The organism is Bradyrhizobium sp. RDI18, assembly GCF_043203335.1.
Taxonomy (GTDB): domain Bacteria; phylum Pseudomonadota; class Alphaproteobacteria; order Rhizobiales; family Xanthobacteraceae; genus Bradyrhizobium; species Bradyrhizobium retamae.
In genome coordinates this window covers 6365706-6379760 of the sequence record NZ_JBICRN010000008.1, presented here as the reverse complement: position 1 = coordinate 6379760, position 14055 = coordinate 6365706, and the positions used below count along the sequence as shown (strand labels likewise).

The 14055-nt window shown below is 63.0% G+C and carries 13 protein-coding genes, 1 tRNA gene and 2 pseudogenes; 6 read left to right on the top strand and 10 right to left on the bottom strand.

All coding sequences use genetic code 11. From position 1 onward, the window contains the following. Positions 1-23: 23 nt before the first annotated feature. Entirely contained in the window at positions 24-2744 is a 2721-nt protein-coding gene (locus ACFXS9_RS39805) for a chemotaxis protein CheW (RefSeq protein ID WP_392698835.1), read from the bottom strand. Positions 2745-2936: 192 nt separating this feature from the next. Continuing rightward, positions 2937-3584 (bottom strand): histidine phosphotransferase ChpT, encoded by a 648-nt coding sequence (gene chpT, locus ACFXS9_RS39800; RefSeq protein ID WP_065746849.1) that lies wholly within the window; start codon positions 3582-3584, stop codon positions 2937-2939. 150 nt (positions 3585-3734) lie between these two features. On the opposite strand from chpT, the gene ACFXS9_RS39795 reads away from it, so the two are divergent. Next, positions 3735-4559 (top strand): 3'(2'),5'-bisphosphate nucleotidase CysQ, encoded by an 825-nt coding sequence (locus ACFXS9_RS39795; protein ID WP_392698832.1) that lies wholly within the window; start codon positions 3735-3737, stop codon positions 4557-4559. Between the two features lie 64 nt (positions 4560-4623). Here ACFXS9_RS39795 and ACFXS9_RS39790 read toward each other — a convergent pair whose 3' ends face one another. Further along, on the bottom strand, positions 4624-5352 hold the full coding sequence (locus tag ACFXS9_RS39790) for a YHS domain-containing (seleno)protein (RefSeq protein WP_392698830.1): 729 nt from the start codon (positions 5350-5352) through the stop codon (positions 4624-4626). Between ACFXS9_RS39790 and ACFXS9_RS39785 the strand changes: the two genes are divergently transcribed. From ACFXS9_RS39785 to ACFXS9_RS39775, 3 genes and pseudogenes are all read left to right on the top strand, one after another. Further along, on the top strand, positions 5351-5989 hold the full coding sequence (locus tag ACFXS9_RS39785; protein WP_392698829.1) for a DUF1134 domain-containing protein: 639 nt from the start codon (positions 5351-5353) through the stop codon (positions 5987-5989). The two genes, ACFXS9_RS39790 and ACFXS9_RS39785, sit on opposite strands and share 2 nt — an antisense overlap. 128 nt (positions 5990-6117) lie before the next feature. After that, a pseudogene (locus ACFXS9_RS39780) lies at positions 6118-7396 on the top strand (hypothetical protein). Between the two features lie 116 nt (positions 7397-7512). After that, positions 7513-7587: transfer RNA gene (locus tag ACFXS9_RS39775), tRNA-Val, on the top strand. Between the two features lie 185 nt (positions 7588-7772). Here the strand turns inward: ACFXS9_RS39775 and dinB are convergent. From dinB to ACFXS9_RS39760, 3 genes and pseudogenes are all read right to left on the bottom strand, one after another. Continuing rightward, positions 7773-8900: pseudogene (gene dinB, locus ACFXS9_RS39770) on the bottom strand (DNA polymerase IV); the annotation flags it as partial. A 174-nt stretch (positions 8901-9074) separates the two neighbouring features. Continuing rightward, on the bottom strand, positions 9075-9224 hold the full coding sequence (locus ACFXS9_RS39765) for a hypothetical protein (RefSeq protein WP_392698827.1): 150 nt from the start codon (positions 9222-9224) through the stop codon (positions 9075-9077). A 102-nt stretch (positions 9225-9326) separates the two neighbouring features. Continuing rightward, on the bottom strand, positions 9327-9527 hold the full coding sequence (locus ACFXS9_RS39760) for a hypothetical protein (protein ID WP_392698825.1): 201 nt from the start codon (positions 9525-9527) through the stop codon (positions 9327-9329). Positions 9528-9709: 182 nt separating this feature from the next. On the opposite strand from ACFXS9_RS39760, the gene ACFXS9_RS39755 reads away from it, so the two are divergent. Together ACFXS9_RS39755 and ACFXS9_RS39750 are read left to right on the top strand one after the other, a co-directional pair. Continuing rightward, the gene (locus tag ACFXS9_RS39755) at positions 9710-9838 is read left to right on the top strand and encodes a hypothetical protein (protein WP_283809310.1); all 129 of its coding nucleotides are present in this window, start codon (positions 9710-9712) and stop codon (positions 9836-9838) included. Positions 9839-10943: 1105 nt separating this feature from the next. After that, positions 10944-11318: a nuclear transport factor 2 family protein gene (locus ACFXS9_RS39750; protein ID WP_392698823.1), complete on the top strand. Its 375-nt coding sequence runs from the start codon at positions 10944-10946 to the stop codon at positions 11316-11318. Between the two features lie 306 nt (positions 11319-11624). On the opposite strand, the gene ACFXS9_RS39745 is transcribed toward ACFXS9_RS39750, so the two are convergent. The 4 genes from ACFXS9_RS39745 to ACFXS9_RS39730 form a co-directional block, all read right to left on the bottom strand. Then, positions 11625-11768, bottom strand: a complete 144-nt coding sequence (locus ACFXS9_RS39745; RefSeq protein WP_392698821.1) for a hypothetical protein — start codon at positions 11766-11768, stop codon at positions 11625-11627. A gap of 152 nt (positions 11769-11920) precedes the next feature. Then, the gene (locus ACFXS9_RS39740) at positions 11921-12052 is read right to left on the bottom strand and encodes a hypothetical protein (RefSeq protein WP_392698819.1); all 132 of its coding nucleotides are present in this window, start codon (positions 12050-12052) and stop codon (positions 11921-11923) included. Positions 12053-12173: 121 nt separating this feature from the next. Then, complete coding sequence (locus tag ACFXS9_RS39735) at positions 12174-13493, bottom strand: M20/M25/M40 family metallo-hydrolase (RefSeq protein WP_392698818.1); 1320 nt, start codon at positions 13491-13493, stop codon at positions 12174-12176. A 22-nt stretch (positions 13494-13515) separates the two neighbouring features. Continuing rightward, positions 13516-14031, bottom strand: a complete 516-nt coding sequence (locus ACFXS9_RS39730; protein WP_392698814.1) for a hypothetical protein — start codon at positions 14029-14031, stop codon at positions 13516-13518. Positions 14032-14055: the final 24 nt, after the last annotated feature.

Below are 14055 nucleotides of genomic sequence, written 5' to 3'. Positions count from 1 at the left end.
TGCTTAGGCCGGGCTGAACTTGTTCATGCCGCGCGCCGGGTCTCGGCGGTCTGTTCCTTCAGCGCCGCGATCAGGCCGGGGCGGTCGAACTTGGCGACGTAGTCGTGGAAGCCGGCCTGCCGGCCGCGCTCGATCGCCGCCGGCGACACCAGCGAGGACAATGCGATGATCGGCAGCGTGCCCAGATTGTTGTCGGCGCGGATCGTCTCGGCGAATTCGAAGCCGTTCATGTCGGGCATCTCGATGTCGGTCAGCACCACGTCGAAGCTCTGGCCCGAGCGCAGCGCCGAGAGCCCCTCCTGCGCGTTGACGGCGACCCGCACCTTGTAGCCGGCGGCTTTCAAGACCGGCGCCAGCATGTTGCGGAAGAAGGCTGAGTCATCGACCAAGAGCACCGATTGCGCGGTCGAGGAGGCCCGCATCTCCTTGCGCGAGAACCAGTCGGCAAACGCCATCGGCAGGAAGTGGCCGACGTCGATCACCTCGGTGGCCTGGCCCTTGATCACGGCGGAACCCAGAATGCCGTCCTGCTGGCCGGCGACCTCGATGTGCAGCCGCTCCTCGACGATGTCGATGATCTCGTCGACCACGAGCCCCATCGAGCGGCCGTCGTCGGCGAACACCAGGATCGGCTGCGCGCCTGATGTCTGGACCGTGACGCCGGCCATCTGCACCAGCGGCATGAGCTGGTCGCGGTACTGCACCATGTAGCGGCCGTTGGAGAGCTCGATCTTGTCGGTGGCGATCTCTTCCAGCCGGGTGACGAGGCCGAGCGGCACCGCCTTGGGCTGCGCGGAGCCGGCGCGGAACACGAGCAGCGAGGTGAGCTGCTCGCTGCCGAAGCCATGCGCCGCGGCGGCTTCGTCGGCCATCTCATGGGCCGAGGAGCCGGAGGCGCCGAGCGCTTTCGCAATGCCGTTGGGGTCGATGATCATGATCACGGCGCCATCGCCCAAAATGGTGTTGCCGGAGAACATGTCGATGTGCCGCAGCTTGGTCGACATCGGCTTGACCACGATTTCTTCGGTGTGGAACACGCCGTCGACCACGATGCCAAAGGTCTGGCTGCCGACCTGGGTGACCACGATGAAGCCGTTCTCGGGGTCGCTGGAGGAACCGTCGTCGATCTTCAGCAGCTTCTTCAGGTGCATCAGCGGCAACAGCTTGTTGCGCAGCCTTAAGACCGCGGTGTCCTTGATGCGCTCGATGCGGTGTTCGGAGTTGGCGCGGGCGCGCACCAGCTCGACAACAGACAATTGCGGGATCGCAAAGCGGTCGCCGGCGGCTTCCACGATCAGGGCCGAGACGATCGCCAAGGTCAGCGGGATCTTGATGGTGACGGAAGAACCTTCGCCGGCCACGCTCTTGATGTCGATGGTGCCGCCGATCTGGTCGATATTGGTGCGCACCACGTCCATGCCCACCCCGCGGCCGGAGACCGAGGTGACGGCGGCGGCGGTGGAGAAGCCCGGCGCGAAGATGAACTTGTGGATCTGGGCTTCGGTCATCTTCTCCAGTTCGGCCTCGGTGACGAGGCCGTTCTGCAGCGCTTTGGCCTTGATCCGCTCGGTGTTGAGCCCGCGGCCGTTGTCCGCGATGCAGATGATGATGTGGCCGCCCTCGTGGTAGGCGGACAGCCTGATGGTGCCCTGCTCGCCCTTGCCGGCCGCGAGCCGCTCGGCCGGGGTCTCCAGGCCGTGGTCGGCGGAGTTGCGCACCATGTGCGTCAACGGATCCTTGATCAGATCGAGCACCTGGCGGTCGAGCTCGGTGTCGGCGCCGTGCATCTCCAGTTCGATCTGCTTGCCGAGTTCGCCCGAGAGGTCGCGCACGATGCGCGGCAGCTTCTGCCAGGCATTGCCGATCGGCTGCATCCGCGTCTTCATGACGCCTTCCTGCAGCTCGGCGGTGACGTTGGAGAGCCGCTGCAGCGGCACCTTGAACTCGGTGTCCTCGTTGCGGCGGGAGATTTCCAGGAGCTGGTTGCGGGTCAGCACCAGCTCGGAGACCATGGTCATCAGATGTTCTAACGTGTCGACGTTGACGCGGATCGACTGGTTGGCGATCTTGTCGGCGACCTCGCCGTCGGCATCCATGGCAACCGGCTTGCGGGCCGGCTTTGCCTTGGCCGTTTCCTTGGCTTCCTTAGCCTCAGGCGCCGGCGCAGCCTTGGCGACGGGTGCCGGCGCGGCTTCGGTCGCGGTCTCGCGGAAGGCGCGCTCGAGGTCGTCGAGCGAGACTTCGCCCGGACGCAACGGGCGTTCCAGCACCTGCTCGACCAGCGTGCCCTTGGTCATCGCGGGCGCGACCGGCGGCGCCGCCACGACGGGCGCGGGCGCAGGCTCAGGCGGCGCTTCCGCCGCATGGCTGCCGCCTTCGGCCATCGCATGCAGCTTCTCGATCAGGTCTTCGTCGGTGCCCTCGGGCTCGGTCTCGGTGGCTTCCAGGCCGGCGAGGATTTCCTTGATGCGGTCAATGCTCGACAGGATCAGCGTCACGGCTTCGGCCTTGACCGGCATGCCGTCGCGGAACTTGCCCATCAAGGTCTCGCCGGCATGGGCGAGTGCTTCCAGCCGCGGCAGGCCGAGAAAGCCGCAGGTGCCCTTGATGGTGTGGACCAGGCGGAAGATGTTATCCAGGATCTTCGCGTCGCTCGGGTCCTGCTCGAACCGCACCAACTGATTGTCGACCGTATCCAGGCTCTCGCTGGTCTCGGTCAGGAACTCCCGCAACAAATCATCCATGAAACTGGCCTTCGTACGCACCGGCACGCGACATCGACGCGCCTTACGGAACGGGGCCAGCTTCTATGCAAAGCGTTTAATATTGGTTGAGCAAATGGAAAAGAACGGGATCAACAAAGAGATAAGACGGCAGAAATGAATTCTGCCGCCTGTTTTCAATCGTTGGTTAACCATGTCGGCGCTGCGCCGCGCTCAGGAAGCAGTAACGATCACCTTTTCCCCGTCGGGTGCAAGCGTCACGCTCAGCCCGCAGGCCTGCGCCAGCAGCCGCGTATAGTAAGGCTGCACCGCATGCGCGTCGACGGTCGCCGTCGAACTCGCGCTCACGAGATTGGCGATGTTCTGCGGCACGCGCGCGTTGAGGCCCGAAGACGTGACGCGAAAACCCATCGTCTCGCCGTCGCCGATCGGATCGATCGTCAGCGTGCCGCCGCGCGGGATCGTCTGCTGCGCGATGATCAGCATGTTCAACAGCAGCTTGACGCGGTTCTTCGGCAGCAGCAGCCGCGGCAGATTCCAGGTGATGGTGATCTTGCCGTCCTCAATGTGGCCGCGTGCCATGGTCTGTGCATCGCCGAGATCGATCTGCGCGCCCGCCGATCCCGCAGCGCCAAACGCCAGGCGGCAAAACTGCAACCGTGCAGAGGCGGTCTTGGCGCTCTTGCGGATCAGATCGAGCGCGAAATCGCGGTCTTCGGGCTTCGGGTTGTCGTCAAGCACCTCAAGCCCATTGACGATCGCGCCAACCGGGCTGATGAGATCGTGACATACTCGCGAACACAACAGCGCCGCAAGTTCGAGGGTATCGGGAGCCGGACCGGGAGATGAAGTGCCAGACATCATGGGTTCCTGGAAAGCCGCCGGGTCGCAAATTGCTGGCGGACCGTTACGAATCACGCGTGCTTATCGGTTTGATACACTGCGCAGCCCCGTGCTGCCAGCAGGCGGCGGCAATGGTAAGGCAGGACGAACAGCAAATGGGCCAAGCTCATGAATGAGGCACGTCCGCCCACGCTCGATCGTGAGGCCGCAGCAGTGCTGATCGAACCGCTGACCGAGATCGTGATCCGGGCCGGCGCCACCATCCTTGCCGTCAACCGTTCCGCCATGAAGGTCCACGGCAAAACCGACGACTCGCCGGTAACGGAGGCCGATCTGGCGGCCGACCGAATCATCGCCGAGGGCCTTGCCCAGGTAGTGCCCGAAATACCTGCGCTCTCGGAAGAGCGCGTCCAAACGTCCGCGCTGCCCTATATGGAAAGCTTCTTCCTGATCGACCCGCTCGACGGCACCAAGGAATTCGTCGCCGGCCGCAACGAATTCACCGTCAACCTGGCGCTGGTGACCCAGGGGACGCCGCTGCTTGGCATTATCAGCGCACCTGCGCTCGGGCTGATCTGGCGCGGCATTGTCGGACGCGGCGCGGAGCGGCTGACGCTCGGCAAGGGCAAGCCGCTCGTCGAGCCTATACGTACCCGCTCTTGCCCGCCGCGCGGCCAGCCATGGACCGTGGCGGTCAGCCGCTCGCATGGCGACGCCAGGACCGAAGCCTTTATTGCCGCAAGACCGGGGGCCGTACGGTGCGAGCTTGGCTCCGCGGTCAAATTGGGCCGGGTGGCCGAAGGCTCCGTCGATATCTATCCCCGGCTGTCGCCGGTCTCGGAATGGGACGTGGCCGCGGGCCATGCCGTCGTCGCGGCCGCCGGCGGCAGGATCACGGATTCAAGCGGCGCCGCCCTGCAATTTGGCACGGGACGGACGGGCTTCATCGTTCCGGAATTCATCGCCTGGGGCGATCCGAAGGCCGTGCCCTGAACGCGGGGGCCTGTAGCCCGGGCGAGCGCAGCGACCCCGGGGAACAGTGCCGGCCAAATGGAATCTACTGCGCCAGCCCTCGCTCGAGCGCCGGCCAACGTGCGGTGGCTTCCTCGAGAAAACGCGCCGGCTCGGCGGCGAACGCATCGCGGTTGTCCTCGCGGCCGAACAGATAGAGCCGCTGGCCCGCAACCACCCAAAAGCGCGGGTTGCCTGCATAGGTAACCCCTCGCCCCAGATCGACCGGATCATAGCCGCCGAACTGAGGCCCGTAGATATCCGGATGCGCGACGAAAGAAGCGCGATTACCTTCGTTGCGGAAACGCCAGACGGCGCCGGCTTCCCGAGCCTCGAAATCGGGTAAACCCTCGACGGCCATGGATTCCGTAAAATAGGCGACGGGATCGAAGCCTCCGATGGCAAGGCCGGAATAGCGGTTCACAACCACCCGCTCGGTGGTCGCGGCGCGCGCGGCAAAATCAAGGCTGGCTACGCAAAAAAACTTGCCAATAAGGCAAAAGCGGCCAATTGGGGGAGCGAACCGTATCTTTCCTGCCGTTGTGCCGTCATTGTCTGAATTGGTACCAATTGCACCGCTGATTTTCCTTGGCCGATGGCAGGAAGCCTGAAAGTGTGGATTTGTGCCGTCATATCGAAGCGAAAATGCCGTTGTGCCGTCATAGTTGGTGCCGATAACATGCGAGTCGAGGGGACACTGGGCGCAACCTAGAGCCATGCTTGTTGGCGTCAGGTTAAGGCGGCGGCCAGAATTCGATGCCAGGGGTTCTTTCATGACGTTTGCTTCACGCCTTGCCGCGGTGACGTTCGCCGCGCTGATATGCTGGACCGTGCCAGCTTCTGCGCAGCAGCCGCCGACGGCGTACTCCGCGCAGCAGCCGCCGCCGGGGCCGGGGCCTTACCCGCCACCGCAGCGCCAGCCGGGGCCCGAGACATTTGGACCCGAAGAACTGGTCTCGGCCGGGCACAAGTTCTTCGGCAACGTCTCGCGGGGCCTGGCGTCGGTCATCGAGCGCGCGGTCAGCCAATGGGGCTTGCCCAATGGCTATGTGCTCGGTGAGGAAGGCTCCGGCGCGTTTGTGGCGGGCCTGCGGTACGGCGAAGGCACGCTCTACACCAAGAATGCCGGCGACTTGCGTGTCTACTGGCAGGGGCCGTCGGTCGGCTTCGACTGGGGCGGCGACGGCGCGCGCACCATGACGCTGGTCTACAACCTGCCCGCCACCAACGCGATCTATCAGCGCTTCGTCGGCATCGACGGCTCCGCCTATATCGTCGGCGGCTTCGGCATGACCGCGCTGACCGCCAACAACATCGTGCTGGTGCCGATCCGTTCCGGCATCGGCTTGAGGCTCGGCGCCAATGTCGGATATCTCAAATATACCCCGCGGGCGACCTGGAACCCATTCTAAGCCAGCTTCAAGCATAGACGCCAAGTCTCCCCGGATGGATTCAGGTTAACGCGGCATCGGGCTGGCGCAGGGTCGGGCTGGCGTGGCAATGTGATTAACGATTCCTTGTCTGTGTGGAGTAACCATCCATGATCGAGCCGATCATGTATCTGGCGATCGGTTTTCTGGTCTCGATGTTGTTCGGCCTGATGATCGTGCCGCTGGTACATAACCGCGCGGTGCGGCTGACGACCCGGCGGCTGGAGGCGGCGACGCCGCTGTCGATGGCCGAAATCCAGGCCGACAAGGATCAGTTGCGCGCGGAATTCGCCATGTCGGCGCGGCGGCTCGAAATGAGTGTCGAGCAGCTCAAGAACAAGACCACCAGCCAGCTCGCCGAACTCGGCAAGAAGAGCGATGCGATCAATCGCATGAAGATCGAGCTCGGCGAGAAGAACGCCACGATCTTCGCGCTCGAAGCGCGCGAGAAGGCGATGAAAGAGCAGCTACGCGCCACCGAAGAGGAATTCGCGGCCAAGACCGAACTGTTGCGCAACGCCGAGCAGGCGCTGACCGACAAGCAGGCCGAACTCGCCAGGATCAATCACGAATTGAACAACCGCTCGATGATGGCGGATAGCCGCCAGGTCGAGTTGGTCACGGTGCGCACGCAGATCGAGGAACTGAAGGGCCGCGTCGGCGACGCCGAGAAGGAATTTTCGGCAACCCAGGCCCGCCTCGCGCAGGAGCGCGCCGAGTCCGAGCACGCGACGCGCGAATTGGTGGAAGCGCGCAGCCGCGTCGAAAATTTGAGCCAGCGCGTCACCGATCTCGACCGGCAATTGATCGTGCAGGTCAAGGAAGCCGAGATGCTCGGCAACCGCGTCAACGACCTCGAAGCGCGGCTGGCGACGCAAGGCAAGATCCTGGCTGAGCGCGAATACGAGAACAATCAGCTCCGGCAGGCGAACGAGAACGCCGAACGCGCCGTGCGTGAACTGCGCGAGGAGATCGCAGGCATGAGCGGCGGCAAGTCGCCGACCGTGGAAAAAATTGCGAGCTGAGAAGGCGGCGGTGGAAGAACAGCTTCGCATCGCCCGCGACGAGCGCGCCAAACTGCAGCGCGACATCAACGCGATCCAGCAGCAGGCCGAAAGCTCCTGGGCGACCGAGCGGATGGAAAACGCACTGCTCCGCGAGCGCATCAACGACATCGCGGCCGAAGTTGCAAAACTTGCGATGCAGCTCGAGGGACCGAATTCGGCGATCGAAGCCATGCTGGCGGCGGAACCTCCGAAAGTGCCGGCCAAACCCGCCAACGACGTCGCCGGTGCCGCCCCCGCCATGTCGGAAGGCGGCGGGACGCTGGCCGAACGCATCCGCGCGCTACAGTCGCACGCTTCGCGGGCCCGCCAGCAGGGGGCGTAATTCCCCATCCCCGCGCGAAAACGCGAGGTCACGGCCCGACTGATCGCTTGACACTATGGGCTCGTCCTTCGTAAATCGCGGGCTCTGACGGGGCTCATTGTTCGCCCAGACTTCCCGGACGCATAGCTCAGCGGGAGAGCGTTCCCTTCACACGGGAGAGGTCCAAGGTTCGATCCCTTGTGCGTCCACCATTAAACCACACCCGACGAGCAGCCTGCGCTACTTTCTTCAATCGTCCGATTGCCAGTGACCGGCGGTTACAAATCCTTTTCGGCGAGCTTTCGAAACTCGTCAGGCACTGAACGCGAACACCCAGCATAGCCGCGCCGTATCCGATCGCATCCCATCCGAAGCGATCGCGGATCTTGTCGACAGCACAGTCTGCCGTCCAACGGGCCATCCCTAGCCTGCTGCCGGGACGGCGCGCTTCATCTTCAAGTCCGAGCGGGAGCTCCAGCTCCAAATCCCAGTTCTCCTCGAGATGCGATACGGAGATCGCCAACAGCGAGATGATCTTCTCGTCCGGGTGATCTGCGAGGACCGCGCGCACCAGTTCCTCGGCCAGTTCAGCGAGAATCACGGTCGCGGAGATCGGCGCACCGAGCGTTACCGAGCGCGTGACCGAGTTCAGGTCGGCGAAGCGAACGCGGACCGTCACGGTTCGGCCGGGCCTGGACTTCGCCCGGAGCCGCGCGGCGATGCGGTCCGCAAGGTGAAGCAGGGCGGGTCGAATAACCTGCTCGTCGGCCGGCTTCCTGCCAATCGCTGACTGCGCCCCGGCCGATCGGGCCCGGCGATGAGGCTTGAGTTGCCGCGGATCGCGATTCCACGCCAGCGCCGCGAGTTTCTCGCCTGTCGCGGGACCGAGCAACCGTTCGAGCGACCATCCTGGTGTCTTGGCCAACTGCCCGATGGTCGACACGCCGATCTCGGCCAGCCGCGCCTTCGTGACCGGACCCACTCCCCACATCAGCTCGACGGTTAGTTCGTGAAGGAATTCCAGTTCGGTGTCGGGATCGACAACCACAAGCCCGTCTGGCTTGGCCACCTGCGAAGCGATTTTCGCCAGATGCTTGGTGCGCGCGACACCCACTGAGATCGGCAGGCCAAGCTCGGTGCGTACGCGCTGGCGGATTGCCGCCGCAATTTCAGCAGGTGCACCGAAAAGATGGGTGCAGCCCGCAACATCGGCAAAGGCCTCGTCGATGGAAATCCGCTCGACGAGAGGTGTGAAATCGCCGATCACCCTGATGGCGGCATCGCCCAGCCGTTGGTAGTCCTTGAAATGGCCGCTGACAAAGATGAGTTGTGGACATAGCTCACGTGCCTGCCGTCCCGGCATGCCGCTACGGACCCCGAAGGCCTTGGCTTCGTAAGAAGCGGCAAGCACAACCCCGCCACCGACCGCGATGGGTCTGCCGCGTAACGAAGGGTCGAGGAGCTGCTCAACCGAGGCATAAAAGGCGTCCAGGTCTGCATGAAGGATCGTGGCTGTCGTAGCCATCCCGACCGTTCACCCGCGAGATCTGACTGAAGTCCTCATGAGAACATAATGAGAACGCGCATGGACGCCTGTCAAGCCGGGATAGACATTTCCGTGGAGGCTGCAAGGAAAGTTGCTTTCCGGCCTAGGCTCCCACCCGGCGCCATCGCGCACCGCGCATCAAAATCGGCCTACCTATTCGATGCGGGCTTTTTCCTTCAGGTCGCGGATGCGAATTTCGGCCTCTTCCTTCGAGGTCACGATTTCGGACAGATCGGGGACGCGGGCCTCTCGGCTGAGCCTCTTCAATTCCTCAAGCTGTTCATGCGTGGGTTTTTCGGCCATGGGCACCTCCTCTGACGGGGCAACCGTGTCAAGAACGTCGTGTTCCCCTTGAGAAGTCCGTTGCGGCCGCCACAGGCAGAGAGAGGCGAAGCCGAGGCGGCCTTACTCCGGCGCCCTCATGCCGGGCGAACGGAGCCATTCGTTTAGCCGAGATGCGGCTTCCATCTGTCGCGCCCGCCGCAAGAGCAGTTCCCGGGCCATGCCGGGCTGTGCCTCCCTTGCCGCCTCTCTGAAGCGCTTGGCCTCTTCCGCCAGCCGCTCTTCGAAGGTCTTCTCATGCTTGATGCGCCGTCGCGTTGCCATGCCCGTGATCCTCGTTCACGAGGGCCATTGAAATCCCGTGCCGGATCGCCGTCTGTCCGGCACCAGACTCATCGGGCACGCTGCCTTCCTTTCGTCAATAAGTCGCGGCCCGTAGTTTGCCCGTCTTGCTGGAACACGATTCTCGGGGCGTCGTAGGGGGCGGCACTTTCCGGGAGCGAACCATGCTTACAACCCTTCTTGTGATGGCGGCCATCACCATCATCGCGGGCGCCGCGCTGATCGCTGTTTCCGAACTCACCCGTGCGCGCCACCCGCAAGCCGGTCCGCCGCCGCGGCGCCGGGCGTTTTAAAGGCGCGTCCCGCGTTCGCAGCGGAGCATTTGTTTGCAGGCCATCAGCAGAAAGGGCCCCAGCGGCGGCGCTGAGGTCCTTTCAGTCAATGTCGCATCGGGGATGTGCGACACACGGCCCAATGCGGGTCGCAGATTTTCGTTCCTATCGCGCGATGGCGCCGCGGGATCAGGTGCAGCCGCATTTAGCGCGGTGACGATCGCGCCGATATCAAATTCGGCCAAATGCCAACCCTAATGAATTAAATGCTCGCCGATCGAGATTATCATCTAAATCAAATCTACTTATACCCCTTTTCAGGAAGAGAGGTCGCGTAACAGCGGCCTTTCTTTTCGGCCAACGCGGCTGCGCCAATTCTGGCACAACCGCGCCATCGAATTTACATTGGCGGCTGAACTAATGGTCAAGCAGCATGCGGGTTAACAACCGTGTACCCCCGTAACGAGCGTGCATGAATTCTCGTTGCGCGGCCGCCCGAGTTCGCATCGTATGCCATCCACGTATCGCCTTCGACATGTCGCTCCAGAACGAAAACGTGCCCACGCCGCGCAGCGACCATTCCGGGTGCTGGCGATGTCCGTGGAAAGCGCAGCCAGTTGGATGCGAGATTTAGGCCAGGCACGATCCGGCCGAAAAACACGTATGGACGCACCGCAGCCGCAGAACGAGCGGGGGCAACCGGCTGGACGACCGCCGACCGTTTGACCGCGATCGGCACTCACGTCCGCCAATTCGCGACGGTGAGTCTGTGCGGTCGCTTGATGTGTGTAAGAATTAATCCGCTCACGACGAGGCTGCGAGAACGAGAAGTCGCAGGGCATCGTCACATTGCATTCGGGTATTTGAGCGGTACGGGAAGGGCGGGCTTCCGAAGCGATAGACCCGGTTACAACAAGAACAGACGCAACAAGGATTTGTTTGAGCATGCAGGACTCCGATTTAAACGGTCCTGCCCCGCAGTCAGAAGCCAATAACAGTTTGGCGAAAATGCGTTTTGGAGCGCCCAGCAGTTCCATATGTGGGAACCCCAGCTAACCGCGCCTGAACGCTTGGTTCAGAACGTGTTCATTCGCTTTGCCGTTAGTAATCCGCGGGAGGACCGGACATGGCAAACACGAACAACCGTTTCGATGCTGTAGGTGTTGTCGTCGATTGGATCGATGCCTGTAAGCAGCGGCGCCTCGACGCATTATTGGACCTGTATGACGATGCGGCCACCGTGGAATGCTGCGAGAGCGGCAGCTTCAATGGTCGATCAGAGATGGAACGATATTGGCGGCCGCGGCTCGCCAGGGCGAGAAGCGACGCGTTCGCCATTGACGCATTGACGCCAGAGGAGGACGGCATTTCACTGGATTATCGCGGTTACGACGGAAGGATCATGAGAACGCATTTTCGCTTCACGCGATCCGGCAAAATCCGGCTCATGGCGTGCGAACCTGTAAAATCCACCGCGTGGCGGCGAACGATCAGCCATTGATGTGAAGCCGCTCGGCAGTCAGACCGAGCACGTCTCTCGGTATCTGAACCGTCGACCTGGGCGATGATGATCGTTGCCTTGGCGGGGCATTGGGGTCTGCGCCTATCGTCGCGCATGACCCGTCCAGCCCTTCTTTCAAAACAACGAAAAAGACCGCCCAAGGGGCGACCTTTTGCGTTCTGGGTTCAGGAAATCAAGCTACGTGGTGCTGCAGCCCGCCGCGCTGACGATGGTGCGTCCTGTTGACCGGACAAGGCAGGCTTGCTCGTGGCCGACAGCAAGTGGCTCGTGCAGAGATAGCCTAAGTCAGATCCCGAGCACCCAGATCGCCACGATGGTGCCCAGCGTCGCTAGTCCGCTGATGGTCCATCCGGTTGCATAGGAGATGTCGTCGTCGTCGCCGGCGCCGCGCATTTCGTCGGCGTCTGTGGTTGCAGACCGCCACTGCATGGCATTGCTCCAAAAAGCCTGCCCGCAAGTGTAACGTCGGCCCGGGTTCCCGGTTCCACTCTATCTGAAGGCCGTCGGAGAGAGACGGCGCACAAATCTTCGATCAGACGAGGGAAAGCCGGCGCGCGTCGGCCGGTGCGACCTCGTTTTCGTCACCGAGCGATGATGGTGACCTTCCATCCCTCGCTGGCCCAGACCCGCGCTTTGGCGACCGCCACCAGCATGCTGCTTCGGTCCATCCTGACGGTCTCGTCCTTGCGTTCCGCCACGATCCTGTACGCCATGCCACATCCCCTACGCACGTAGAACTACTGGGGAACGATGTTCCGCTACCGCTTTGGCCGCAATTGGCCGACAATTTGTCCAATCGGGGGCATGGTTAACGGCGCTGGGACAGTTCAGCCCCTATTTCGTGGCGTTTCGCACCGCAAGCGCCGGTTTGGTCACGCCGTCGAGCCCGGTCAGGATCAGCACGGTCAACAGGGCGTTCTGCGGGCCGTACCAGGCGTTGGTTGGCTTGTACCATTCGTTGCGCGAGTGCCAGTTGCCGCCCTCGCCGCCGCCGCCAATGGTGACGGCAGGGATGCCGAGCGACATCGCGATGTTGGAATCGGTGGAGGAGCCGGCAAAGGTCGGCCGCGGCCCCTTGGTAACGGCAGAGACCGCGCGCTGGGTCGCCTGCACGATCGGCGAATCCATCGCGACAATGCCCGCCGGCCGGTCGCCGATTAGTTTTGTCTCGACCGTCATCTTGTCGGACTTCCAGCGCGCGTTCTCATCCGCCACCGCTTCCTTCACGAGTTCGAGCAGCCGCGCCTCGAGCTTGAGCAGTTCCTCGGTCGAATTCGAGCGCATGTCGACGGCCATCCGCGCTTCCGCGGCGATGGCGTTGACCGAGGTGCCGCCGGTCACGGTGCCGACCGTAAACGTGGTCTTCGGATCGGACGGCGGCTGCAGCTCGGAAATTTTCGCGATCGCCCGGCCCATCGCATGCGTCGCGCTCGGCAGTCCGAACTCCTGGAACGAGTGCCCGCCGGGGCCCTTGAAGATGAACTCGTAGCGATGGCTGCCGGTCGCCTGGTTGACGACGCGCGTGATGCCGAGCCCGTCGATCGAGATGAAGCCGTCGATATCGGCGTGATCGCGGAACAGCGCCTTCACGCCGCGCAGATTGCCGAGCTCTTCCTCGCCGACCGTGCCGACGAACAGGACGTCGCCGACGGTCGCGATCCCGTTTTCGTTCATCACCTTGATCAACGACAGCAACGTCGCAAGACCGCGTGAATCGTCGCCGATGCCTGGCGCTACGATCGCGCCGTCTTTTTCCTTCACCGTGACGTCGGTGCCTTCAGGAAACACCGTGTCGAGATGCGCGGAAACCACGAGCTTGGGCCTGCCGCCGCCACTGCCCTTGCGTAGCGCGATCACATTGCCTTCGGCATCGATCGACGCATTCTTGAAGCCGAGCTCCTGCATCCGCTTCTGAAAATATTCGGCACGGATTTTTTCCTTGAACGGCGGCGCCGGGATTTCGGTGATGCGCTTCTGCTCGGCAAAGGTCCGCTCGTCGTCAGCCTTGATGTCGTCGAGCGTCTTGGCGATTTTGGGATCGGCTAGAATGGCTTCCAGATCGAGCACGGAAGCTTGCGCGGCGGCCTGCTGCACCAGAGCGTGCTGTGCGACGGCGACAAATGCGATGGCCAGGATCGATCGACTGAGCGTCATCAAAAATCTCCCTTCGCGGGCTTCAGCCTGCGCTTAGCCCTGCATCCTTCAGCCGCTGCGCGAACCAGCCGGACAGGGCCTGGTCGAGAACGCCGCTGGTATAGACCTCCGACATCGCGACGTGGGTCTTGCCCAGCGTGAGCAGCACGCCGATCCAGTAGGCGAACCACAAATGCGGATCGGTCAGCGCGCGCAGCTTGTGCTGGTCATGTTCGAGCGGCTGGTGATTGGCCGATTTGCGCACCTCGACCGCGAGCAGGTTATTGGGAATAGCGCGCTGGTGCACCACGATGTCGGGATAGATGGATTTTGCGAGGTGATCGTCGGTCGAGACGGTGGATCCGTGCGGCAGCCGCAGCGTACGGTCGCCGAGTCGGTCATATTCGCAGTCGATCTCCCAGCCCGGGAAGTGCTTTTCGAACTGCACCGCCAGCCGGTGCGTCAGCGCACGCTCGCCGACATCCCGTTCGAGCAGGAAGGTTTCGCATGCATAAAACTCGTGAAGTGCGGTGACGACCTTGTCCAGTTCAGTCTGCATGGCGCCTCCCCAGAAGGCGAGCGG